Genomic DNA, 23,659 nt, shown 5'->3' on the forward strand with positions numbered 1-23,659 from the left:
CGGGGATCAGAGAGCACCGTACCTTCCGCGCAGAACAAGAACAGTGACAAGCCCCACAGCAGCAACCCCGTTGAGAATGCTTGGAACAGCACCCTTCGGAGCCTGCTCTGGACGAAACGCATCTGCAGGCAACCAGGTTCCACCTCGCGCAAGCAACGCTTCAGCGCCTTGTTCTGCACGCAGCAGGATGTTGGCCAGAAGGCGCTCTCCGACTGAAAGCACCAGCCCAAAAGAAGCTTTAAACCCGAGGCGGCGCAGGTTCACGGCACGACTGGCGAGCGAGCGCAACAGGTTCTGGAGTTCTTCCTGAACCAACGGCAGAAAGCGAAGAGCCAGAAGCAACTGAAAGCTCAGTCGATCAATCGGCACTCCAAGCCGAGCCAGGGGAGCCAACCACCAACTCAAGGACCACATCAACTCCTCACTGGGGGTCGACAGCAACATCAGATTCACGCTGTGGACAACGGTCACGATCAAGGTGGTGCTGTTCAACCCCAATTCAGCCGAGCGGCGATCGACCACAAGTGAGCCCAGTTGCAGAGACCCCAACTGCAGAGGCCCCAGACGAATCAACTCCCAAGAGGGTGAGGTCAGTGTGAGACCTGGAATCTCCGCCGGCGACCGCAGGTTCATGCTGGCTCCAGGATCACCGGTGGGCAGCAACATGGCCAGCAGGCCGACCGCACAGCCGAGAACACTGACCAACAGCAACGAGCGCCACCACAGTCGCGCCGGCAATCCACTCACCAACGTGATCAACAGCAGGGCCAGCACGAGCGCAACGCGCCACAGGGGGCCTGCCAGTACAGGCGTGAGCAGAAACACCAGAACCCACAACAGCTTCAGGCGGGGATCCAGCTGGCGCAGCCAACCACCGGCACCATCCACGTACTGCCCGATCGGAATCTGCCTCAGCCAATCCATGCTGCTCAGCCCTGATGGTTCTGCTGCCTGGCCAGATCCTTTTCGGCGTCGCGCTGCTGCTTCCCACGCCAGAACAGCTTCAAGGGAGTGCCATCAAATCCGAGCCCTTCCCGGATCTGACGCTCGACATAACGCCGATAGGTGTCACCGAACAGCTTGGGGTCATTCACGAACAGGGTGAAACTCGGGGGCCTGGTCGCCACCTGGGTGCCGTAGTACAGCCGGCCCTGACGTCCGCCTCTTGTTGTCGGCGGGCTCCGCCAGCTGAGGGCTTCCTTCAGCACTTCGTTGACCACGGAAGTGCTGACACGACGACGGTGCTGCTCCACAGCCAGAACAGCCAGAGCGAAAATGCTGTCAATACGCTGGCCAGTGAGTGCTGAGGTGAACAGCATCTGGGCCCAGTCGAGGAAATAGAGCTTGGAACGCAGCTCCTTCTCCATGGCCGTCATGGTGTGGCTGTCCTTCTCCACGGCATCCCATTTATTGACAACAACCACGCAGGCCCGACCGTCTTCTTCGATGCGACCTGCAAGGCGTTGATCCTGCTCGGTCACACCGTCCAATGCATCGATCACCAGCACGCACACATCACTGCGCTCAATCGCCTTGAAACTGCGGTTGATTCCAAAGAATTCAGGCCCGTAATTAACACTGCGACGCCGGCGGATCCCAGCGGTGTCCACCAGGCGCCAAGGACGGTTTTCACGCACGATGCTGGTGTCGATCGTGTCGCGCGTGGTGCCTCGAATCGGACTCACAATGGCCCTCTGCTCACCGCAAATGGCATTCAAAAGGCTTGACTTACCCACGTTGGGACGACCAATGATGGCCATTTGAATCGGCTCTTCCTGATCACCCTCTTGATCTTTCGGAGGCAGGAATGTGAGCACCCGATCCAGGACTTCTGCAGTGCCTGCACCATGAATTGCGGAAATGGGGTAGGGCTCTCCGAGGCCAAGGCTCCAGAACTCCGCAGCCATGGCCAGACCCTGATCAGGTGACTCGCACTTGTTCACCGCGAGCAGCGTTGGACAACGCTGACCGCGCAGGAACTCCGCGATGGCCTCATCCGATGCCGTGAGGCCCTGCTGACCATCAACAATCACCACAGCAACACTGGCCTCCTCGAGAGCCAGCGCAGCCTGCTCACGGATTTCAGGCAGAAACTCACTGTCGTCATCGAACACCAAACCACCGGTGTCGACCACCTTGAATTCGCGATCTCCCCAATAACCATCTTGATAGGTGCGATCACGCGTCACACCTGGCTGGTCGTGGACGATCGCCTCTCGACTTCGGCAGAGACGATTGACCAGCGTGGATTTACCAACGTTGGGGCGCCCGATAATCGCGACGACGGGACGCGCCAAGAAGGTCCACAGCAAGAACAGTCTTGACAGTACAGAGGCACCTGTCTGCGAGATCAGGACCCAAAAGGGAAGCCGCTCAACTTTTCATTTCGCCAACAGGAATGGGAATTCTTTCCGAGCGAGACCAGTAAGACTCGAATGAGACAGCTAGCGATAGGTCAGTGAACCTGCTGTCACACCATCATGCTCGAACTGATCGCCACCCTGGTGGTGGACCTCTCAGATCAACAGCTCACCGTCTACGACCAGAACCAAGAAATTATGCGGGTCATCCCCGTGAGCACCGGCAAGGCATCCACGCCAACTCCCACTGGAGAAGCCAAGGTGCTGACCAAATATCGCTCCGTCACCATGCGCGGCCGTGGTTATGTCGCACCCGGCGTGCCCTATGCGATGTGCATCACCGCAAACGAAATGATCTGCATGCACGGAGCTCCCTGGCAGGAAGACGCCGGCCAGGCCTTCGGCGTTCCCCGCAGTCATGGCTGTGTCCGCATGCCCACGCATCAGGCTCGCTGGCTGTTTGAAAACACGCTCAAGGGCACCAAGGTGGTCATTCAGGTGTGAGGCTCATTCCACCGGCGGATCTCCGGGGTGCCCCCGCACCGGATCCGCCGGTGCATCGAGCAAAGGCGGCAGAGCTCCTTCCTCTGGCAGCAGCTCACCAGCTGAGACCAACCAGGCGAGTAACCAATTCACCGCCGTGGCGCGGCGAGTGCGCCTTGGATAGAGCTCATGAATTCGATAGCCGCCGAACTGCAGCTGTTGCTTCAGCAGCTGTTTGGATTCCTTTGGAATCGACCGGGTCAGACGCACCGAAGCGGGCCGCACAGCAATCACCTGCGGAGCTTCCGGGAAAGCCTCTCTCCAGGCGGCGGGCGTCGCAGGGCCTGCCAGCCATGACCCCGCACCATCCTCAGGGGGTAGATAGCCCAATCGCTCCCAGACCAGCGACGCCACGAATCGGTCGCTGAGCCGATCTTCAAGGATCGCCATGAGTAGGGCCCGGCTCAGGCTCCAGGAGTGTGAGGACATCGCCGCATGCTGTCATCGACAGCCGCTGAGGGGGAAGGGATGACACGACATGCCCTGCAGCACCTCGATTAACTTCGTAGCTTCTACGTCTTCGACACAGTCCTGGAACCGCAGACGACGCTTCTTGGTGATGCACGCCTGCAGCGTCTGATTTTTCGACTTCCCCACGAGGTCATGGCAACGGCCAGACGCGATAGACGACGACGACTCAAGACCCCTGAGAGGAGTGAATCATCAAGACCTCCCTGGGATGTGGAAGGCAAAGTGTGCTTCAGCTACAGCGGCAAGAACAGCATCAGCACACCCGTGTTCGCCGACCGTCGTGACGCTCCTCTCGGCAATAAAGCTCTGCAACGGATTTGTGCTGGTTGTCCGGTGCGCTTGACCGTGCGTCAGGCGAGACACCGGCAGCCTCGGACCGGCACACGGCTTCAGGTTTTGAAAGTGCAAGTTCTGCATCTCGACGCACCCCATCAGGGGGGACTGGCCAGTCCCCACAGCATTCAGACCGTAACCCTTCGGTTGCCGCTGGATCTGATGCAGGACCTGGAGCGACTGGCTCAGTGCGAAGACTGGTCCAACCAGTCCTGGCTACGCAACGCCATCGAAGCCCAGGTTCGCGACACCCGTGCCCGGCTCGGACTGGATGAGTCCGCGTCCTGAAACCGCTTGAAACCTGCAGTTAGCGAGGATGTATGAACTGAATCCAATCCCGATGGTGAGGGGTCTGCGGCTGAAGGGAAGCAGCGTTGAACGCGTTCTGCGCTGCAACGTGCTGCAGTCTCCGCTTGCAGGAGTCAGCGACAAAATTTTTCGCGCGCTCGTCAGACGCTGGGCGCCGGATGCTCTGCTGTTCACGGAAATGGTGAACGCCACGAGTCTTGAGCTCGGCCACGGCAGAGGCAAAGTCGATGAGCTGAGCGAGGAAACGGGCCCCATCGGCGTCCAGCTGTTTGATCACAGACCCGAGTCAATGGCCGATGCAGCCCGACGAGCTGAAGACGCAGGTGCCTTCTTGATCGACATCAACATGGGCTGTCCCGTGAGAAAAATCGCCCGCAAAGGTGGCGGCAGCGGCCTGATCCGCGATCCCGATCTGGCCTGCCAAATCGTGGATTCTGTGGCTTCAGCCGTCGGCGTTCCTGTCACGGTGAAGACACGCCTGGGATGGTGCAATCAAGTACAAATCGAAGGCTCCCATCAAGCGGCAGTGGCCTGGTGCAAACAGCTGGAGGGTGCGGGCGCCACGCTGCTGACCGTGCACGGTCGTACACGGGAACAACGCTTCAGCGGATCCGCGGATTGGGAAGCGATTGCATCGGTCAAGCAGTCACTCAGCATTCCGGTGATCGCCAATGGCGACGTCAACAACCCTCACGCCGCCTTGCGCTGCCTCGAAAAGACCGGTGCCGATGGGGTGATGGTGGGGAGAGGCACCATGGGAGCGCCCTGGCTGGTGGGGCAGATCGATGCGGCGCTGACCGGTCGCGCCATTCCCCCCACTCCAGGTCCGCGGGAACGCCTGATGCTGGCTTCTGAACAACTGCAGGCCCTCGTTGAGTCGCGGGGAGATCACGGCCTGCTGATCGCGCGGAAACACATGAGCTGGACCTGCACAGGATTCACCGGTGCATCACAGTTCCGCCAGAAACTGATGCGTGCACCCACCCCTGATCAGGCACTGACACTGCTTCAACAGCAACAGGAGCAGTTGGCTTGAACTGGCTGCCACTGATGCTGCTGGCGTGGCCCCTGTGGTTGAGGCAACAGCCTGAGCAGCAGAGCCCCATCTGGAAGCGACGCAGCCTGATTGTGCTGATCAGCCTGCTGACAGCCAGGTATCTGCACTGGCGAATCACCAGCAGCCTCAACCTGAGCACGCACCTGAGCACAGGGTTGAGCCTGTTGTTGTTGACAGCGGAAGCCTGGCTGCTGCTGTCGGGCTTGTTGCCGCTATGGCTGGCCTGGCGTCGCTTCCCCGACCGTCGAAGCACGATCGACCAACTGAAAAAACAATGGCAGAGCAGCGACTGGCGGCCGATGGTCGACATTCTCGTGCCCACCTACGGCGAACCCCTTGAGGTGCTGGAACGCAGCCTGATCGCTTGTTGTCATCAGAACTATCCGAACCATTGCGTGTGGGTACTGGATGACAGCGGCCGTGACGAAGTCAGAGAACTAGCCCTTCGGCACGGGTGCCATTACCGCCATCGACCGACTCGAATCCACGCCAAAGCAGGCAATCTCAATGACGGACTTCAGCACTGCAGCGGAGAGCTGCTGGCGGTTTTCGACGCTGACTTCATTCCGCAGAGAGACTTTCTCGAGTGCTGCATCGGCTTTCTCCAGGACCCATCGGTTGGGCTGCTTCAGACCCCGCAGACCTTCATCAATGCGGATCCAGTGATGCGGAACCTGAGCATGGAGCGTTGGTTATTGCCCGACGAAGAGAGCTTCTATCGATGGATCGAACCCGTCCGCGATGGCTGGGGAGCAGTGGTTTGCGCTGGCACTGCTTTTCTGGCTCGACGCAGCGCCATTGATTCAGTCAGAGGATTCAAGGAACAGGCGATCTCAGAGGATTTCGTGACGGGGCTACGGCTACGACGCAAGGGCTGGAAACTGCTGTATCTCCAACAGAAGCTCAGTGCTGGACTTGCAGCGGAAACCATGGCCGACTTTGTGCGTCAGCGCCAGCGCTGGGCCAATGGAACGCTGCAAAGCCTGCGACTGAGCGATGGACCACTGGGCCCAGGCGAGCTTCGTTTCGGGGAACGAATGGCCTACCTCGAAGGCGTTGTGCACTGGTTCAACAACATGCCCCGGCTGGTGCTGATGCTGATGCCACTCAGCTACGGCCTGCTTGGTACTGTTCCCATTCTGATCAGCAGCAGTGAAGCTCTCCGGCTGCTGTTGCCGCTCTGGGCCACACTTCTGCTCAGCATCGGATGGATCAACCGCGGCTCACGCACAGCCTTGTTGAGCGAACTCACCGGCTGGGTGCTGACGGTGCCGCTGACGCTGACGGTGTTCACCAATCTGATGGGGTACATCGGTGGTTTTCGGGTGACACCAAAACACCAGAAACGCAATCGGGGCAGCTTCAGCCTCGTTCTGGTGATCCCCCTGCTGGCACTGCTGCTGCTGAACCTCATCAACCTGTTCGGATTGGTGACGACAACACCACTGGACAGCGAGATTCTCGACTCGCGGCCGCTTGGCCTGACCTGGGCAGTGATTAACCTTCTAAGCCTCTGGATTTCACTGCGCGTTTGCTGGGATCCACCCGCACGCGACCCGGCCCCATGGCAGGCCGCTTGCTTGCCAGCAGAGCTGGAAGACAGCGACGGGCAGCGGCGACCCTGTCGAATCACGGCGCTCAGCGAAAGCGGCGCTGAGCTGGAGCTGGACACTCCATTGCCAGCTGAGCTGAAGATCAAGCGGCTTCGCTGGACAGACGACGTGTCGCCACTGCCAGTTGCTTGGGAACGCACTCAAGGCAATCGACTGGCGCTTCGCTGGCAAGAACTCAGCGACCAGACTCGACAACAGCTCATCCTCTGGTTGTTCTGCCGTCCAGGCTGCTGGCCGGAACGTCAGGCACCGCCTGAGTGGCGAGCATTGATTGCCCTGATCAGTCGCCTGGTCATCCTGCCGTCACGACGCCCGTTCCACCGCTGCCTGATGCCACAGACCCCGCTGCAGTGACACTCAACCAAGCCAGAGATCACGGGTCCCCGTGATGGCCTGAGTCGCCAGCAAAAGGGCCACGAGAACATTGACAGAAACATGCAGACGGCGAATCCAAAGGCGCCCGGCGATCTCTCGCTGACAGGCCATGGTCAGCAGCAGAAAAGAGAGCAGCAATAGTCCGCCCCAGGCGTGAGACTGCCAGACGGCAGGAGCAGCCAGCGCACGCTCACTCACCAGCAAAGGCTGGATCGTGATCAGTAGCAGAAACAGCCAACAGCTCCAGGAGAACAGCAGCCTCAGGGCCAGTCGTCGGGTGCGCAGGAGGGCCACAAACGACAGCACAACGCCGCACACCTGAAGGATGACCACCGCCCAGATGCTGAAACCGGCGCCGGCGGCAGCCAAGTCATGACTCAAAGCAAACAGCACAGCCACGAGCAGACCAGCCGTTGCCCAACGGCCGTGATCAACATGTTCAACAGGCACTGTTGGAGCGATGGGGTTGATCTCTAGACGCCTCTCCCTGGCCAGAATTCCAAGGCGGATCGTGGCGCCGATCACCGGATACACAAACAGAATGATCAGCACCGGATGCACCAGCGCCAGCCATTGCAGGGGTGTCAGCGGTTGCAATGCGGCGATCAAGGCAATACCTCAGGCCATTGCTGACGGATCAGCAGCATTGAGAAGTAAGGCCTCACATCGTCGGGCACCGCCTGAGCCGATGCCACCCACTGATCTGGCCAACCAACCCGTTGCGCAAAGAGGGCACGATCGAGCAGCTGTTCCTGCTCCAGAGCCGCTCGCACCCAAGACCAGCGCTGCCCCAGCTTGATCAAACCCAGCACCGTGGAGGTCTTGCGAGCACTCTGCAGCAAGGCGATCAACTCAGCATGCGTTTCCGGACAGGGACGAATGAGCAAGCCCTCCTGCTGAAACGCCAAAGGGAAATCGAAAGAATCTTTGGCCGCTGCTGCCGCTGCAGCACTCACCGACGTGATGCCTGGAATCAAAACGAACGGCACATCAGGGTGATGGCGCCGCAGAGCCAGTTGCACGTAGCTCCCGGTCGCGAACAGTGAGACGTCCCCCTCGCACAGCAGCACCACCCGGTTGCCAGATCTGACCTCTGCAGCCAACACATCAGCCGCCTGCCTCCAGGCTGCGATTCGTGGCTGAGATTCAGTCACCATGGGGAACAACAGAGGCAGACAACGCTGATCAGGCCGAATCCAGCGGGATGCAATCGCCAGGGCCATCCCTTCAGCCCCCTCGTAAGCGATGGGATGGACAACGACATCAGCAGCTTCCAAAGCTCGAACGGCAGCAACGGTGAGCAGCTCGGGATCCCCGGGACCTACGCCCACTAACACCAGCTGATCTTGGGAAAACTCGGACGTGATGGACAACGGCAATGCAAGCCAACCAGCCATCCAGCATGCTGAACAGGGTGGAAGGAGCCTTGATGCACTGCTTCAGGATTGCTTCAGGCCCATGAGCGAACTGACGCTGTATTCGGCACGGTCCAACACCATCCTGCTGAAAACCCAGGAAGGCAGGCGGATCCAAGATGTGCTGAAGCAACGGGGCATTGGCTTCGAACGATGGCCGGCACACCATCGGCCGGATGGCAACGCCTCACCTCAACAGATCCTGGACAACTACAAAAGCGAAATCGAACGAACGCAGGCTCGAGGGCATTACCCGAGCGTTGATGCCATCAGGGTGCTTCCTGATCATCCGGATCGTGTCTCCCTGCGCCGAAAGTTTCTGAAAGAGCACGTCCACGCAGAGGACGAAGTGCGTTTCTTTGTAGAAGGTTGCGGTCTGTTCTGCCTGCACATCGGCGATGAAGTTGTGCAGGTGCTCTGTGAAACAAACGACTGGATCAGTGTTCCTGCAGGAACACCTCACTGGTTTGACATGGGCGAAACGCCCTATTTCTGCACACTCAGGTTTTTCAACAATCCAAACGGGTGGGTCGCAGAATTCACCGGAGACCCAATCGCCGAGCGCTACCCCCGCCTCCGACCGTCTTAGACACTCAGGCCGCCAGCAACAGACGCGCGTCGACAGCAGATTTCAACGATGCGATCCGACTGGTGGGTAGTTCGGCCGCCAATGCCTGATCATCGAGCAGCATCGCAGCCTCCAGGTCGGCACAACGCCCGATCAGATCACGGACCAGGGGGTTGGACTTGAGACCATCCCATTGTTCGTCGGTGGTGCCATTACGCAGGGCCTGCAACGAATCAGCAACAGCGATCACAGGGTCAGGCATCGACATCGCAAATTGACTGGGTCAATTCTAGAAGTGACCCAGAGCCCATGGCGCGTCTCTTCAGACTTCTTTTGGACTCTGATTACGAACTTGCCGCGTCTGGCCCTGGCCAACTGAAAAAGCCTCGTCTCCATCCAGAGATCGACAGGTCATGACTGATCAGGCATCAACTCCCACTGAATGCATGCGCACAGCCTCCGGTGCAGAGAGCTCCCCGCGCAGCGCATCCACCTCAGCCGCGGCAAGCTCTTGAAGCCGAGGCACAATCTCGTCCCTTGGATATCGGTCTGCAGATAGCACCCAGTAGAGACCGAAATGGCGGGCTTCGCTCTTCAGCAGGTCGCCATACAGCAAGCGCAGGTCTGGATCCGGACTGTGCTCAGCCAGTAGTGCCATGCGCTCATGACTTCTGGCCTCGATCAAGCCGGCAACCAAAAAAGAATCGAGCATGCGCCCGGGCTCTGCCCGGCGCACCTGCTTGGCCAGCCATGCCCCATAACCAGGAGAGCGCAGCGGCTCCAGATAGCGCCCCCGGTCCTTGAGCAGCTTCAACACCCGTTCAAAATGTTCAAGCTCTTCCCGCGCCAGCGGACTGAGGGCCTCGCCCAGGCCTGGTTCGCACAAGTAGCGGAACATCAGCTGCACTGCCGCCCCAGCCGCTTTGCGTTCGCAATGGGCATGGTCGATCAGCACTTCCATTGGCCTGGCAATGGCCTGCTCAACCCAGCGACGACTGGTGGGCGCTGCAAGCCAGCGGATGCTCGTCACCGACGAGGTGATGGTCATACGGCAGCTTGACGCAGGTGATTCAGCAGACCATCGAAGGCCAGGTCATAGCTGAAAGGCCCGAAACCACTCACGACACCAACCGCGTGATCGGCCAGAAATGAGTGATGGCGGAATGGCTCGCGGGCATGCGTGTTGCTGAGATGAAGCTCCACGTAGGGAATGGCCACTCCCAGCAAAGCGTCACGCAAGGCGATCGACGTGTGGGTGTAGGCGCCTGCATTCACAAGAATCCCGTTCACCTCACCCATGGCCTGATGGACGCGCTCTACCAGCGCACCTTCGAAATTGCTTTGAAAACAGTCCAGCTGAACGCCTGCTGCCGTCGCACGCTGTTTCAAATCTTGCTCAATCTGCTCGAGCGTCTGTAGTCCATAGAGGCCAGGCTCTCGTTGCCCCAGCAGGTTGAGATTGGGGCCGTTGATGAGCAGCAGGCGCATGGCCTTACGAGAATTCCTTTGAAACTCGATCGTATCGAGAACCAACGAGAGGCACAGATCGCTGAAAGGATCGCCAGGCCGACTGGTAAGTTCTTCGGGTGGTTCGGGTCGGTGCCCGAGTGGTTAATGGGGGCGGACTGTAAATCCGCTGGCTCTGCCTACGTTGGTTCAAATCCAACCCGGCCCATCCACCACAAGCCCTTGTAGCTCAGCGGTAGAGCACTCCCTTGGTAAGGGAGAGGTCTCGAGTTCAAGTCTCGACAAGGGCTTCACACAACACCCAGGCACCGGGTGTTGTGTCCAGAGGCAATCAAGGATGGATTGCCTCTCAGGACGTTTCCTGGAGGTCAGAATTGCCTCAGCTCCCGAGCGCAGCTGTCAAGCTCGCGGTCGATGGATCAAAACGTGCAACAGAACAACCTGGCTTGGCGATAAGACCTCAACATCGAGTGGCGATAGCCGACCAGTGCCGCTAGCACTAAAAAAAGTCTCGGCTATGGCAGCAACGCCCCTCCTTCTTGCACTGGATCAGGGCACCAGCAGCTCACGCGCCGCTCTCTTTGACCCGCGTGGATTCCCTGTTGCCAGTGCCAGCGCTCCCTTAGCCATCAGCTATCCAGCTGACGGATGGGTGGAACAGAACCCCAGGGACATTTGGGAGAGCCAGCGCCTGGCGATGGAGCGCTTGGAGAAGACCATCAGCCAAGAACAGAGGGGCGCTGTGGTGGCCTGCGGAGTCACCAATCAGAGGGAAACAACGATCCTGTGGCGACGCGGCGATGGGCAGCCCTGCGGCCCCGCCTTGGTCTGGCAGGACGGCCGCACCTCCGATATCTGTCAACAGTGGAAAGAAGAAGGCCTTGAGCAGGAATGGCGAGCTCGCACCGGCCTGCTCCTCGATCCCTACTTCAGCGCCAGCAAGATTCGCTGGCTGATGCGGCATGAGGCAAGCGCATCCAGTGCTGCCGCAAATGATGATCTCTGCTTCGGGACCGTAGAGAGCTGGTTGCTGTGGAACCTCAGCGGACAAAAGCGGCACTGCTCCGACATGAGCAATGCCAGCCGCACCCTGCTGATGGACCTGAAACAACGTGTGTGGGTGGATGCGTTCTGCGAGCAAACCGGGCTGCCGTTGAGTGCATTGCCGGAGCTGGTGCCCTGTCGTAGCGACTTTGGAACCATCGCATCAGGACTCCCCTTTGCAGGAGTGTCAATCCATGCCCTGCTAGGCGACCAACAAGCCGCCACACTCGGCCAGTTGTGCCTTCAACCAGGCGAAGCCAAATGCACCTACGGCACAGGTGCATTTCTGGTGGTGAATACAGGCAGCAGCATTCAACGCAGTGATGCTGGGTTGCTGAGCACTCTCGGCTGGACCGACGACCAGGGGAAGCCCACCTACTGCCTTGAGGGCAGCTTGTTCAACGCCGGCACGGTGGTGCAGTGGCTGCGGGATGGACTGGGAATCATCGAGACAGCGGCAGAGATCAACCAGCTGGCCCTCAGCGTTGCCGATGCAGGTGGAGTGATGCTTGTTCCTGCCTTCACAGGCTGGGGAACACCGCATTGGGATCCTGGCGCTAGGGGCCTTTTGATCGGATTGACCCGCGACACTGGTCGCGGCCAGATCGCCCGTGCCGCCCTTGATGGCATCGCACTCTCGGTGGCAGGACTGGTGCAACTTGCGGAGCATTCCATCGGCCATGGACTCGGGGAGCTGGCCGTGGATGGTGGTGCAGCCGCATCGGATCCACTGCTGCAGGCCCAGGCCGACAGCACGGGGCTGAGGGTGCGACGTCCTGCTTACCTACAGAGCACCGCCCGTGGTGTCGCACTGTTGGCAGGAGTTCAGGCAGGACTGATCAACAACCTGAAGGATCTGGAATCCCTCCGGGGTGAGCAGGCCGAAGTGTTTGAACCCTCGCTTAGTGCTGAACAACGCCAGCGTTGGATGAAGCAATGGAGCGACGCCATCTCAAGGAGCCTGCACTGGCATGCCTGACAAGTGCTTCGACCTTCTGGTAATTGGCGGCGGGGCCAGTGGAGCCTGCGTGGCCTACGAAGCGGTCTGCCGAGGGCTGAAGGTGGCCCTGCTCGAAGGCCATGACCTTGGTGGCGGCACAAGTTCGCGCAGCACCAAGCTCTTACACGGAGGTGTTCGCTATCTCGAACTGGCGTTCAAAACCGCCGACGCCGCTCAGCTTCGACTGGTGAGAGAAGCATTGCTGGAACGCGGGCATTGGCTGAAACAGGCGCCGTTTCTTGCCCATCGCCTTGAACTGGCTCTGCCCACAGATGGGCTAATCGGCCAGCTGTATTACCGCCTCGGGCTCGGCATGTACGACGCCCTCTCAGGCCGTGCAGGGATCGGCAGTAGCCGGCTGCTGTCTCGGACGCTGTTGCACCAAGCGCTGCCCGAGCTACGCAACGATGTCAGCGGAGGGGTTGCCTACAGCGATGGGCAGTTTGACGATGCCAGGCTGAACCTGCTGATGGCACTCAGCGCCGAGCAACACGGGGCGGTCGTGCGCACGCGGACACCGGTGGTGGAGCTGGAGAAAGACAGCCACGGGAAGCTGTGCGCAGCTATCAGCGAAAACGCCAATGGCCAGAGAGAGCGCTGGCAAGCCCGCGTGGTGGTCAACGCCACCGGCATTCATGCCGATGCGCTGAGGCGCATGGCCGAACCCGAGTGCCAGGAACGCATGCTGACCAGTCGTGGAGTGCATCTGGTGCTGAAGCAGCGTCTCTGTCCGCAACGAATCGGCCTGCTGCTGCCCTCCACCGATGACGGCCGGGTGCTGTTCATGCTGCCCTTCTTCGGGAGCACACTGGTCGGAACAACCGACGCGCCCTGCAGCCATCCGCAGGCAGCTGTGCCCTCCGATGAGGAGCAGAGCTATCTCCTCGACTACGTAAAGCGATGGTTCCCAGGCCTCAACAGCATTGACATCGGCAGTTGCTGGGCTGGAGGAAGACCCCTGCTCAAACCAGCCGATGCCGACATGAACAGCAGCCGTGTTGTGCGCGAGCACGAGGTGGAGACGATGCCCAGCGGGCTGGTGAGCGTGATGGGCGGCAAATGGACCACCTGCCGTCCCATGGCTCTCGACACCCTCACGGCCGTCGCGAAGCAATTGGGACAGTCACTGCCACGGGCCAAGGAACTGCCTCTCATCGGCTCAGACCGCGATCCCCTGCAAACCCCAAAGCGTCTGATTGCACAACGCTCAACCCTCCAGGATCTGTTGCTGAAATCGCCGCAGCAAGCGGAACAGATCAAACATCTTGAAAGCAGTCATGGCCTCAATGCGGAAGCCCTGGTCAACAGCTGGTCAACAGCAGAGCGTGAACCTCTCAGCCCGGTGATGCCCATCTGCAGCGGAGAGCTGCGGCATGCCATTGAGACCGAAAAGGCGAGAAGCATCACGGACGTGCTGGCCCGGCGGACGCGGCTGGCCATGGTTGACCGCGACGAAGCGCAACGGTTGGCTCCTGTGGTGAATCAAATGCTTGAGCAGTGCGGCCATGGCAACAGCGCACCTCTTGAACTGAGTCACTGATCAGATTTCATTGCTCAGCGTTCACGTCCTCCACTTCACCGATCAGCCACCAGCTGAATCCATGGGCCGGCAGATAGACAAACCAATGCTCTGAAGCATGGGGATATTCACAACCCCAGAACACCTCACGCGTACGCACACCGCTCCAACGGCTGAGGTCAAGGTGCAGAGAAGCCCCTGCTGCTGACAGGTTGGCCGCCACCAACACCGTCATGCTGCCGTCACAGCGCACATAGCTGATCACACCTGGATGAGCACATTTCAACAGCTCGAAATTGCCATGTCGCAGCGCCGGCAAGAGTCGCCGGCAAGTGAGCATGCGCCGGTGCCAGTTCAGCAGTGAACCAGGCAGCTGCTTCTGCACTTCAACATTCACCACGCGGTAGTCGTAGCCGGGAGCTGTGATCGGCGGCAGCACCAACAGTGGATCAGGTGCGGTGGAGAAGCCCCCGTTACGCGCGGGAGTCCAGGCCATCGGGGTGCGATTGGGATCGCGGTCACGCAATCCCGGCCAATCGCCCATGCCGAGCTCATCGCCGTAATAGAGGCAAGGCATCCCCGGCAGGCTGTACAACAGGGCGTGAAGAACGCGATTGGAACCCGGATCGCCATTGAGCAATGGCGCCAGGCGACGGTTAATTCCCCAGTTGAGCCAATGTCCCTGTCCTTGATGCAGTCCGGCACGGATGGTCTGGATCACCTCCTCCGGGATCAGGTGACCATCACCCAACCACAACTCATCGTGGTTACGCAGAGGCAATGCCCAGCGGCAGCCACTGACAACTTGCTGTGCCTTCTCCAGACAATTGCGCAGATTTTCCACACTGCCGCTGGCGATCGCAGCAAAGAGGTGAGCGGTCAGCGCAAAGTTGTAGGCACCGTGGAGCTCATCCTGCAATAAGTAAGGCGCAATTTCTTCAACAGGCTGGATCGCTTCACCCAGCAACAAAACATCCTTGCCATGGGAATCCACCCGCTGGCGAAGTCGCTGTAAAAAAGCGTGGGTTTCCGGAAGCCCCTCACAACGTGATCCCTCCTCCTCACACAGGAAAGGCACGGCATCCAGGCGGAAACCATCGACACCACGATCAATCCAGAAGTCCACCACATCCAACATCGCCTCCTGGACAAATGGATTGGCGTAGTTGAGATCGGGCTGATGGCGAAGAAAACGGTGGAGGAAGTACTGACCTGCCACCTCATCCCATTCCCAGTTCGATGACTCGAAATGGCGGAAGAGCACTGGGGCGTCGGCATACCGATGCGGGTCATCACTCCACACGTAGATCTCGCGCTCAGGGCTGCCCTTGGCGGCCCATCGAGCGCGCTGAAACCAGGGATGAAGGGTGCTGGTGTGATTCATCACCAGATCCATCACTACCTTCAGCCCCTGCGCATGTGCGGCCGTTAGGAAACGATGAAACGCGGCGAGATCGCCCAGATCGGGATGGATCGCCTTGAAGTCGGTGATGTCATACCCGCCGTCATCCAGCGGTGAGGGGTAGATGGGCGTGAGCCAGATGGCTTCCACCCCAAGCCAACGCAAATAAGGAAGCCGGCTGGACAGGCCCTGCAGGTCTCCAATCCCATCACCGTTGCCATCGCGGTAACTGCGCACGATCAACTGATAGATGACGGCGCCGTTCCACCACGGCTGCTGCTGACTCATCAGGCCGTTGCCTCTGATCACGGTGTAATGGCGATCGTGCTCTGCGTCATCCCCTCATCAACGGTTGAGCTCACGAAACTGCGAGCATGCCCTGCACAGACAGAACGCTCTTCTCGTCATGGTCCAGGCCAACGCTGCATACCCCTTTACCGAAACCGACCTGGACCGGCTGAGACAACCTGTGTTGGAGGGAATCACCAGGCCGGAAGCTTGGCGTCGTGAACAGCTTCAGCGCCTGCGTGAGCTCGTGACACAACACGAGCCAGAGATTCTCGAGGCCCTTCGCCATGACCTTGCCAAACCCGATCTTGAAGGGATGGCTGAGGTTGTGACCCTGCTTCAGGAACTCAAACTCGCGGAACGGCGTCTTCGTACCTGGATGCGTCCACGCCGAGTCCGTGTGCCGCTTGTGCAGCAGCCCGGCCGGGCCGAGCTGATCCGCGAACCACTCGGATGCGTGCTGCTGATCGGCCCCTGGAATCTGCCGTTCAGTCTCACGTTATGGCCGTTAGTCAGCGCTCTTGCAGCCGGCAACACCGCCGTGATCAAACCTTCCGAACATGCCCCAGCAACAGCCGAGCTGATCGAGAGGCTGGTGCCAGAGCACTTCCCAGACCATGTGGTCCAGGTCGTCAATGGTGATGGAGCTGTTGCCGCTCAATTGGTTCGGCAACGCTTCGATCACATCTTTTTCACCGGCGGCGGGCAGATCGGAGCCAAGGTGCTGGAGGGAGCCGCCGCCAACCTCACGCCTGTAACCCTGGAACTCGGCGGCAAAAACCCTGCGATCGTGCTGCCTGGGGCCGATCTTTCCATCACGGCACGCAGACTGGTCTGGGGGAAGGGATTCAATGCGGGGCAGGCCTGCATCGCACCGGATCATCTGCTTGTCCAATCCGATCTGCGTACTCCTCTGCTGCATGCCGTCGCTGAGGAACGGCTGAAGCTTTACGGCAGCAATCCACTCGAATCCGAATCTCTGGCGTGTCTGATTCACGACCGTCATTACGGCCGACTGGAGGCTTTGTTGCAGGAAGCCAAAGATGATGGTCGCGTGCTGCTCGGAGGTGAGTGCGACCCGATCAGACGCCGGATTGCACCGACGTTGATCGCCGTTCAAGACGAAAAAGATCCGCTGATGGCCGACGAACTGTTTGGACCGCTGCTGCCTGTGCTGGAGATCAACGACCTGAATGAAGCCATTCAGAGAATCCAGAAGCAGGACAAACCACTCGCGCTCTATTTATTCGGCGGCAACGATCGTGATCAGGAACTCGTCCTAAACAGCACCCATTCCGGTGGTGTGTGTTTCAACGACGTGTTGATGCAATGTGGCGTCCCCGATCTGCCCTTTGGTGGCGTGGGCGCCAGCGGGATGGGAGCCCATCACGGCGAAGCGGGATTCAAAACCTTTTCCCACGAGCGCTCGGTTCTGAGGCGTCCATTCTGGCTGGATCTGCCCCAGCGCTATCCGCCTTACACCCTCAAGCCAGAAACATTCCGTCGTCTCTTGAGCTGAAGGACGCGACAACAAGTTCAGAACAGCACTGGCGCTGAACGGGAGGCGCCTTATCTTTCGCCCAGCCAACGCTCACGCATGCGCCGCACTCTCCTGACCGTCCTTGCCGCGATGGCTCTGACACCACTCGCCGGTCATACCGCCAACGTGACGGTTCAGTCAGGGGAAACCCTTTCGGATATTGCGGCTCGCTACGGCGTATCGATCAACAGCCTGATGCGCCTCAACGGGATCAGGAACTCGGACTATGTGGAGGCCGGCCAGACACTGCGGCTGCCTGGAAGCGTTTCAGCAGGCAAGGGGCGTCACAACGTGCAGTCCGGTGACACCCTCAGCGGGATTGCGGCGCAATACAGAGTTGGTGAACGCCAGTTAATGTCCCTGAACGGACTGTCGAATGCTGACCATGTTGAGATCGGTCAGACCCTGAAGCTGCCCAGCAACGCGGTGCTTCCTCAGGCCAAGCCCAAACCCACGGCCAAGCCGGTGCCGATTCAGGCCAAACCCAATGCCATCACCCACACCGTGGCCCGCGGCCAAACTCTCAGCCAGATCGCTAAGGCCTACGACATCCCTCTCACATCGTTGGTGAGCATCAATGCGATTGAAAACCCTAATCAGGTCAATATCGGAACCCAGCTGATGCTGCGCTCCACCGAAAGCACCAGCAACACATCAACAGCCACATCCAAGGCGACAACACCTGTTGAGCAACAACCATTGCTGACCGAAAGCCAGCCTGATCAGCAGGAGCCAGCACAAGTCCAAACCAAGCCCGAAAGCATCAAGACTTCTGCCGCCAAACCAGCGGCTGTGAAACCCAGTGAGGTGAAGCCCGAAGTTGTCAAACCTGTCACCACTGCCAAGGCGACCCAAGCAACAACGACAACAAGCGTGCAGCCGAAGCCAGCCTCCTGGCGGAACTATGGCCCCCTTCAAGTCGACTGGGGAAACTGGCAGTCGATGGGTGGGAGCGAAGTAGCTCCGACACTGAACAGCGCTGGACAGTCTCTCTACGTGGCGGTGAACTGCTCCGCCAAAAAAATCAATGCCACTGGTGCCAACGGGAAGTGGAAAAACTGGATTGCACCCCAGTCGGAATTCGAGAAGGCTCTCGTGAAGGATCGCTGCATGGCAGCAAAGGGTTGAACGCGGCTTAAGCGGCGTAGTGCAAAGGCCAGGGCTGACGCAAAAAGCGCCGGCCACTTTCCTTTAGATACAGACGCTGGCTGCCGTCATCGGTTTCATGGATCAACTCCTCCTGAACCAGCCGCCGCGTCAGCCATCCCCAGTGCGCCGAACGACCTTCTTCAGCATTGAGTCGTTCACTCAGTCTGCGGGAATCTGTGCCGTGAACCTCCGCGAGCAACTCCAGAACAGCCGTGGCCTGGTCAGACCAGTCCTTCATTGATGTACTGGAAAGACAGCGGTCACAGCGGCCACAGGGAGGAACTAGTTCACCGACGGACAGCAGCAGAGCTTGTTCTCTGCAGGTTTCTCCCTCTGCCACAGCCTCCATACGGCGCAACTGCTGCTGCGCCAGTTCAATTCGACGCGATTCTTCGGCGGCATCGCTGGCGGATGACCGGCGCAGAGCGCTCTGCATCGCCCATCCCAAACTGGTTCGATCTCTCGGCGAGAACAGCACCAGACAGTGAGCTGGCTTGCCATCACGCCCTGCACGACCTGACTCCTGCAGATAGCCCTCCGGCGTGCTCGGGAGATCCAGATGCAAAACCAGACCGACGTCCGACCGGTCTACCCCCATACCAAACGCCACCGTGGCCACCAAGACAGGATCCTGCGCTCCCAGGAAATGCTCCAGCGCTCGATGTCGAACTTCAGGTTCAAGACCTGCGTGATAGGCGATGGCCTGAATCCCGTTGGCACAGAGCCGCTCTGTCCAACGCTCCACCGAAACACGGGTGCGGGCGTAAATCAAACAAGCGCCACGGGCATTCTCCAATGCATCAACCACATCCTGCAAAGGATCACCAACCCGGCGGCGCATGGCGTAGTGAAGGTTGTGACGTCGGGCCGATCCGACCTGGATCAGCGGCCGCCTGAGATGCAGAAGGCGAAGAATATCTGCTCTGACCCGAGGGGCTGCCGTAGCACTGAGAGCCACCAGAGGAACCCCTGGGCAAAGGGCTCGCAGCTCACCCAGCCGGCGGTAATCAGGACGGAAGTCATGGCCCCAAGCGCTGATGCAGTGAGCCTCATCGACAGCGAGCGCCACCAGCTGTCCTGTAGCGGCGTGCTCCTGCAGAACAGAACGGGTGGCTTCACCCTGAAGACGCTCCGGAGCGAGATACAACAGCCGCAAGGATCCGTCGCTGAGCTGCGAAAGAGTCTGTCGCCGCTGAACTGGATCAATTCCTCCATGAAGACAGGCCGCTGCGATGCCTCGACGTCTCAACTGGAGAACCTGATCCTCCATCAGAGCCACCAAAGGCGAGATCACCACGACGAGACCTGATCTCACCAGAGCGGGCAACTGAAAACACAGTGACTTGCCACCACCAGTCGGCAGGACCGCCAGGCAGTCCTGCCCCTGCAACAGGCATTCCACAACGGGACGCTGCCCTGGCCGGAACTCAGACCAGCCGTAATGGCGCTTGAGCGCATCCAGCAGCAGGTCCAAAGCACTCCACAGATGGTGTGCCCAGCCTATCGAGCACCAGATCTAGGGGAGCGGAGGAGGATCCAGCTGATCCGGTGATTCCTCAACCAGCTGGAGTCGCACCCGCTTACCCCCGGCCAACTCACCTAAAGACACCCGAAGCGTCGCTCCGCTGAGACTCTGCAGCGCCGAGAGCACATCTCGGAGATACGGAGTGCTGCTGCCACTCTCCACCCAAAGCCGTTCCTGCAAACCACCAAGTCGTCGCCAGGACGTGTGCAGCTTGAGCACTGCCGATTCCAGGGACTGAGCCTGACCGACTGCATCAGCCAGCAATCCCAGTGCATCCAGCCTCTGGGCTTCCTGCATGGCCTTCTCCAGATCAAGCTCACCCTGCTGAAAGGCACGGACGGCAACACTGGATTCTGTCGCCTTGGTGATCCAGCGCGCGGTGTGGGTCACATCCTTGATGCGGTCAAGCTCGGGCTCATCGCGCAGCACCTTGCGCAAATCATCCTGCTGTGGCTCCGGCAGCTTGGCCAGCTCACGCACCAGCGGCGCAACCACTTTTGGTGGCAGCAGATTCTCCTGGGTGCGTTGTCGAATTTCCTCAGGCAGCAGAGGACTGGTGGCAGCCATGAACTCGTCCGTGAGCCGTCGGACCTGCTTGCGGGTGATCTCCTGCCCTTCATTGGCAGCTTCAGAGATCATCAGCTGCACCTCCGGAGCCGCCTGAGCGGTTTCCATAAAGGCGCGCTTGGAGAACTGATTGACGCTGGTCTCCTCGAGCACCCCCTCACCCAGCATCTCCTGCGCCGACTCCGCCAGCTGGATCAAGCCGTAGGCCCGGGTTTTGCTGATCTCCCGCTCCCTGAGCCACTGCAGGAATCCAGCGCCACGTCCTTCTCCACCCCTCTTTTCGCGGTCACGAACGGCCTTGAGGATCTTTCCACGCCAGATTTCGGTCTGCAGATCGAACTTGTCACAGACAGCCCAGGCCTGTTCTAAGCGAGCCAGAAACTCCATCGTGCTGATGTCGTCCTGATCAGGATCTGGCAGATCCAGCTCCAGAACTGGAGTTTCCATGTTCGTTGGCAGCAAGGCAGGCAGCAGTCCAGAGGCTGGATGCTGGCATGGCGCAGGTCTGGCAAAGAGCTGATCAGGGCGACATTGTGTGACGCAACAGCACTCCAGGGAAAGACCTAGAGATACGCTCAATGTGCTTTTAGTTGCTACGAAGCGATGGCGATCTCCCGCGGTGACATGGTGCGGATCAAGCGCCCTGAGTCCTTCTGGTTCAACGATGTGGGCAAGGTCGCCTCAATCGACACCTCCGGCATCCGTTACCCGGTCGTGGTCAGGTTCGAACAGGTCAACTACAACGGCCTGCAAGGTTCGGACGGTGGCATCAACACCAACAACTTCGCGCTCGACGAACTCGAACCGGCCTGACTCTCTTGCCGGAACTTCCGGAAGTTGAGACGGTTCGTCGGGGACTGGCGAACCGTCTTCAATCGTTTGTCATTCAAGAGGCCGAAATCCTCCGAGAAAGAGCCGTGGCAAGCCCTGGGGGCGCGACAGCTTTTTGCCGTGGTCTTGCAGGCCAGACCGTTGGCGAGTGGCGGCGACGCGGCAAATATTTGATTGCCCAGCTCTTGGATCCCAGCACTGGCGAGCCCAGTGGCTCCTGGGGAGTGCATCTGCGCATGACCGGCCAGTTCCAGTGGCACGAAGAACCCACAGAACCTTGCCAGCACACCAGGGCGCGCTTCTGGAATACCAGGGAGCAGGAGCTGCGTTTCGTCGACGTACGCAGCTTTGGAGAGATGTGGTGGGTTCCTCAAGGAACAGCCACCGAATCCGTCATCACCGGATTGAAGCGACTAGGACCCGAACCCTTCAGCGAAGAATTCAATGCCGGTTATTTGCAAAAGAAGCTGAAAGGATCAACACGCTCGATCAAGGCAGCACTGCTGGACCAATCACTGGTGGCAGGCGCAGGCAATATCTATGCCGACGAAAGCTTGTTTGCAGCGGGCATTGCACCCCAAACACCAGCAGGCAGGCTCAACCGCAAACAACTGGAACACGTGTGCGACAGCCTTGTGCATGTGCTCGAGATCAGCATCGGCGTTGGTGGCACAACATTCAGTGATTTCCGAGACCTCGAAGGCGTCAACGGCAATTACGGAGGACAAGCCGCGGTTTATCGACGCACCGGGCAACCGTGTTTGAACTGTGGCACTGCCATTGATCGGGTGAAACTTTCCGGTCGTAGCACCCATTGGTGCCCCACCTGCCAATCCTGAATCTCGGGTGCGATAGGACGGAGAAGCATGGAACGCGGGAGGAGCGAAAGCGTTGGTTGAGGCTGCTGAAGAACTCTCAGCCACGATGAAACTGCTGCATCGCCGGGGTTGGTGCGATGGCACTGGAGGCAATTTCAGCGTTGTGGTGGCGCATGAACCTCTGCGATTGTTGATGGCACCCAGCGGAGTCGACAAGGGTTCAGTCCAACCCGAAGAACTGATCGAAGTGAACAGCAACGGTGACGTCATCCGAGGAGGAGGCAAAGCGAGTGCAGAAACCCTGCTGCATCTGCGCATCATTGACTGTTGCGGAGCCGGGGCCGTGCTGCATACCCATTCCCTATCAGGAACGCTGCTGTCGCAAACGGAGCTGGAGCGAGGCAAGGTGACTCTTGAGGGCTGGGAGATGTTGAAGGGACTGCAGGGAGTCACCACCCATGACACCAGTGTCAACGTACCGATCATTGCCAACAATCAGGATCTACAGGTACTGAGCGAAACAGCTGCCGAACGATTGAGTGAAGCTCCCCATGGGCTGCTGGTTTCAGGCCATGGCCTCTACGCCTGGGGCGACAACCTGAAAGAAGCTCGTCGTCATACTGAAATCCTCGAATTCCTCTTGGAGCTCAGCTGGAGACAATCAGTTATGCGGTGCCAACAATGATTCGGGCCATCCTGCTGGATATCGAAGGAACAACCTGCCCCGTCGATTTTGTCAGCCAGACGCTGTTTCCTTTCGCGCAGAAGAATCTGAATGCAGCATTGATAACCAGATCAAGCGATGCTGAGATTGATGCATTAGTGGATGAAGCCATCAATGAATGGCTGGCTGATTCGGATCCAACCAGTAAAACAATGCTGAGCCAAACCACTCAAAAGCCTCCATCCACAAAGGAGGTGGAAGAGTATTTACAGCACCTGATTCAATCAGACAGAAAGTCGACGGCCCTCAAGGAATTACAAGGCATAATCTGGAAGCAAGGCTACTTATCAGGCGAGCTGATATCACCCCTATTCAGCGATGTATGCAAACAACTCGATCGCTGGAAACACAAGGAAATCACGCTTGCCGTGTACTCATCTGGCAGCATTCAGGCCCAGAAGCTTCTCTACGCCCATACAAGCGAAGGAGACCTCACGGATCGCTTTGACCACTGGTTTGACACACGCACAGGATCCAAACTTGCCCATCAAAGCTACACAATCATTGCTCAAAAACTAGGCGTTCAATCCAACCAAGTGCTGTTTATCAGCGATCACCCAGGCGAATGCGATGCAGCCTGGCAATCAGGCATGAACACTGTGTTCTGCCTGCGCGAAGGCAATCCACATCAAGACCCTGGCGAGCACGCAGTCGTACAACAACTTTACGATGTCGATCTCGAGAAGATCAATGCAGCGCACAACAACCAGCGCTGAATTGAACCTGACAACAACAAAATGC

The 23,659-nt window shown here is 59.1% G+C and carries 24 protein-coding genes and 2 tRNA genes; 15 read left to right on the forward strand and 11 right to left on the reverse strand.

The annotated features are described in order from the left end of the window. Positions 1 to 6: 6 nt before the first annotated feature. Positions 7 to 924 carry an energy-coupling factor transporter transmembrane component T family protein gene (locus tag SIB42_RS13865; protein ID WP_067093914.1) on the reverse strand — a complete coding sequence of 306 codons (918 nt, stop codon included), beginning with the start codon at positions 922 to 924 and terminating at the stop codon, positions 7 to 9. 5 nt (positions 925 to 929) lie between these two features. After that, positions 930 to 2,297, reverse strand: coding sequence for a ribosome biogenesis GTPase Der (der, locus tag SIB42_RS13870; protein WP_067094461.1), 1,368 nt, complete (start codon positions 2,295 to 2,297; stop codon positions 930 to 932). 183 nt (positions 2,298 to 2,480) lie between these two features. Here der and SIB42_RS13875 point away from each other — a divergent pair, with 183 nt between their 5' ends. Beyond that, the gene (locus SIB42_RS13875) at positions 2,481 to 2,864 is read left to right on the forward strand and encodes a L,D-transpeptidase (RefSeq protein WP_067093911.1); all 384 of its coding nucleotides are present in this window, start codon (positions 2,481 to 2,483) and stop codon (positions 2,862 to 2,864) included. Positions 2,865 to 2,867: 3 nt separating this feature from the next. On the opposite strand, the gene SIB42_RS13880 is transcribed toward SIB42_RS13875, so the two are convergent. Then, positions 2,868 to 3,332, reverse strand: a complete 465-nt coding sequence (locus tag SIB42_RS13880; protein WP_067093908.1) for a DUF1823 family protein — start codon at positions 3,330 to 3,332, stop codon at positions 2,868 to 2,870. A gap of 174 nt (positions 3,333 to 3,506) precedes the next feature. Here SIB42_RS13880 and SIB42_RS13885 point away from each other — a divergent pair, with 174 nt between their 5' ends. From SIB42_RS13885 to SIB42_RS13895, 3 genes are read left to right on the forward strand one after another with little or no spacing between them, the layout of a single operon-like run. After that, positions 3,507 to 3,995, forward strand: coding sequence for a hypothetical protein (locus tag SIB42_RS13885; RefSeq protein ID WP_231856375.1), 489 nt, complete (start codon positions 3,507 to 3,509; stop codon positions 3,993 to 3,995). Between the two features lie 52 nt (positions 3,996 to 4,047). Next, the gene (gene dusB / locus SIB42_RS13890) at positions 4,048 to 5,052 is read left to right on the forward strand and encodes a tRNA dihydrouridine synthase DusB (RefSeq protein ID WP_067094458.1); all 1,005 of its coding nucleotides are present in this window, start codon (positions 4,048 to 4,050) and stop codon (positions 5,050 to 5,052) included. Beyond that, on the forward strand, positions 5,049 to 7,040 hold the full coding sequence (locus SIB42_RS13895) for a glycosyltransferase family 2 protein (RefSeq protein WP_067093902.1): 1,992 nt from the start codon (positions 5,049 to 5,051) through the stop codon (positions 7,038 to 7,040). Before dusB ends, SIB42_RS13895 begins: the two co-directional genes overlap by 4 nt. Positions 7,041 to 7,043: 3 nt before the next feature. Here the strand turns inward: SIB42_RS13895 and SIB42_RS13900 are convergent, their stop codons facing one another. Beyond that, on the reverse strand, positions 7,044 to 7,676 hold the full coding sequence (locus SIB42_RS13900; protein ID WP_369818432.1) for a DUF4079 domain-containing protein: 633 nt from the start codon (positions 7,674 to 7,676) through the stop codon (positions 7,044 to 7,046). Beyond that, positions 7,667 to 8,434 (reverse strand): precorrin-2 C(20)-methyltransferase, encoded by a 768-nt coding sequence (gene cobI, locus SIB42_RS13905; RefSeq protein ID WP_413328179.1) that lies wholly within the window; start codon positions 8,432 to 8,434, stop codon positions 7,667 to 7,669. Before cobI ends, SIB42_RS13900 begins: the two co-directional genes overlap by 10 nt. Positions 8,435 to 8,519: 85 nt before the next feature. Here cobI and SIB42_RS13910 point away from each other — a divergent pair, with 85 nt between their 5' ends. Further along, complete coding sequence (locus SIB42_RS13910) at positions 8,520 to 9,065, forward strand: 1,2-dihydroxy-3-keto-5-methylthiopentene dioxygenase (protein WP_067093896.1); 546 nt, start codon at positions 8,520 to 8,522, stop codon at positions 9,063 to 9,065. Positions 9,066 to 9,069: 4 nt separating this feature from the next. On the opposite strand, the gene SIB42_RS13915 is transcribed toward SIB42_RS13910, so the two are convergent. The 3 genes from SIB42_RS13915 to aroQ all read right to left on the reverse strand — a co-directional run bounded on the left by SIB42_RS13915 (position 9,070) and on the right by aroQ (position 10,532). Next, positions 9,070 to 9,312 (reverse strand): hypothetical protein, encoded by a 243-nt coding sequence (locus SIB42_RS13915; RefSeq protein ID WP_231856374.1) that lies wholly within the window; start codon positions 9,310 to 9,312, stop codon positions 9,070 to 9,072. Positions 9,313 to 9,465: 153 nt separating this feature from the next. Beyond that, positions 9,466 to 10,092 (reverse strand): tRNA-(ms[2]io[6]A)-hydroxylase, encoded by a 627-nt coding sequence (locus tag SIB42_RS13920; protein ID WP_067093893.1) that lies wholly within the window; start codon positions 10,090 to 10,092, stop codon positions 9,466 to 9,468. Further along, the gene (gene aroQ, locus SIB42_RS13925) at positions 10,089 to 10,532 is read right to left on the reverse strand and encodes a type II 3-dehydroquinate dehydratase (protein WP_067094449.1); all 444 of its coding nucleotides are present in this window, start codon (positions 10,530 to 10,532) and stop codon (positions 10,089 to 10,091) included. Before aroQ ends, SIB42_RS13920 begins: the two co-directional genes overlap by 4 nt. Before the next feature lie 105 nt (positions 10,533 to 10,637). Between aroQ and SIB42_RS13930 the strand changes: the two genes are divergently transcribed. From SIB42_RS13930 to SIB42_RS13945, 4 genes are all read left to right on the forward strand, one after another. Continuing rightward, positions 10,638 to 10,719: transfer RNA gene (locus tag SIB42_RS13930), tRNA-Tyr, on the forward strand. Positions 10,720 to 10,729: 10 nt separating this feature from the next. After that, positions 10,730 to 10,801 (forward strand) — tRNA-Thr (locus tag SIB42_RS13935). 227 nt (positions 10,802 to 11,028) lie between these two features. Then, positions 11,029 to 12,534, forward strand: coding sequence for a glycerol kinase GlpK (glpK, locus tag SIB42_RS13940; protein ID WP_067094442.1), 1,506 nt, complete (start codon positions 11,029 to 11,031; stop codon positions 12,532 to 12,534). After that, positions 12,527 to 14,095 (forward strand): glycerol-3-phosphate dehydrogenase/oxidase, encoded by a 1,569-nt coding sequence (locus SIB42_RS13945; RefSeq protein WP_067093890.1) that lies wholly within the window; start codon positions 12,527 to 12,529, stop codon positions 14,093 to 14,095. The genes glpK and SIB42_RS13945 overlap by 8 nt, the downstream gene beginning before the upstream one ends. Positions 14,096 to 14,102: 7 nt before the next feature. Here the strand turns inward: SIB42_RS13945 and SIB42_RS13950 are convergent, their stop codons facing one another. Next, the gene (locus SIB42_RS13950; RefSeq protein WP_067094445.1) at positions 14,103 to 15,764 is read right to left on the reverse strand and encodes an alpha-amylase family protein; all 1,662 of its coding nucleotides are present in this window, start codon (positions 15,762 to 15,764) and stop codon (positions 14,103 to 14,105) included. Positions 15,765 to 15,882: 118 nt separating this feature from the next. Here SIB42_RS13950 and SIB42_RS13955 point away from each other — a divergent pair, with 118 nt between their 5' ends. Continuing rightward, the gene (locus SIB42_RS13955) at positions 15,883 to 17,283 is read left to right on the forward strand and encodes an aldehyde dehydrogenase family protein (RefSeq protein ID WP_067094439.1); all 1,401 of its coding nucleotides are present in this window, start codon (positions 15,883 to 15,885) and stop codon (positions 17,281 to 17,283) included. Between the two features lie 78 nt (positions 17,284 to 17,361). Beyond that, the gene (locus SIB42_RS13960) at positions 17,362 to 18,432 is read left to right on the forward strand and encodes a LysM peptidoglycan-binding domain-containing protein (RefSeq protein ID WP_067093887.1); all 1,071 of its coding nucleotides are present in this window, start codon (positions 17,362 to 17,364) and stop codon (positions 18,430 to 18,432) included. A 7-nt stretch (positions 18,433 to 18,439) separates the two neighbouring features. Here SIB42_RS13960 and SIB42_RS13965 read toward each other — a convergent pair whose 3' ends face one another. After that, positions 18,440 to 19,927 carry a RecQ family ATP-dependent DNA helicase gene (locus tag SIB42_RS13965; protein ID WP_067093884.1) on the reverse strand — a complete coding sequence of 496 codons (1,488 nt, stop codon included), beginning with the start codon at positions 19,925 to 19,927 and terminating at the stop codon, positions 18,440 to 18,442. Between the two features lie 42 nt (positions 19,928 to 19,969). Then, a complete protein-coding gene (locus SIB42_RS13970) occupies positions 19,970 to 20,992 on the reverse strand; it encodes a hypothetical protein (protein WP_067093881.1) in 1,023 nt (340 codons plus the stop codon). A gap of 156 nt (positions 20,993 to 21,148) precedes the next feature. Here SIB42_RS13970 and SIB42_RS13975 point away from each other — a divergent pair, with 156 nt between their 5' ends. The 4 genes from SIB42_RS13975 to mtnC are packed head-to-tail and all read left to right on the forward strand — an operon-like array spanning position 21,149 to position 23,634. Next, positions 21,149 to 21,358, forward strand: a complete 210-nt coding sequence (locus SIB42_RS13975; protein ID WP_066912053.1) for a photosystem I reaction center subunit IV — start codon at positions 21,149 to 21,151, stop codon at positions 21,356 to 21,358. Between the two features lie 5 nt (positions 21,359 to 21,363). Further along, on the forward strand, positions 21,364 to 22,215 hold the full coding sequence (locus SIB42_RS13980; RefSeq protein WP_067093879.1) for a DNA-formamidopyrimidine glycosylase: 852 nt from the start codon (positions 21,364 to 21,366) through the stop codon (positions 22,213 to 22,215). A 52-nt stretch (positions 22,216 to 22,267) separates the two neighbouring features. Continuing rightward, positions 22,268 to 22,879: a methylthioribulose 1-phosphate dehydratase gene (gene mtnB, locus SIB42_RS13985; RefSeq protein WP_231856373.1), complete on the forward strand. Its 612-nt coding sequence runs from the start codon at positions 22,268 to 22,270 to the stop codon at positions 22,877 to 22,879. Further along, positions 22,876 to 23,634: an acireductone synthase gene (mtnC, locus tag SIB42_RS13990; protein WP_067093875.1), complete on the forward strand. Its 759-nt coding sequence runs from the start codon at positions 22,876 to 22,878 to the stop codon at positions 23,632 to 23,634. The genes mtnB and mtnC overlap by 4 nt, the downstream gene beginning before the upstream one ends. Positions 23,635 to 23,659 lie beyond the last annotated feature (25 nt).

This window comes from Synechococcus sp. MIT S9508 (assembly GCF_047303045.1).
In the GTDB taxonomy this organism is placed as follows: domain Bacteria; phylum Cyanobacteriota; class Cyanobacteriia; order PCC-6307; family Cyanobiaceae; genus Synechococcus_C.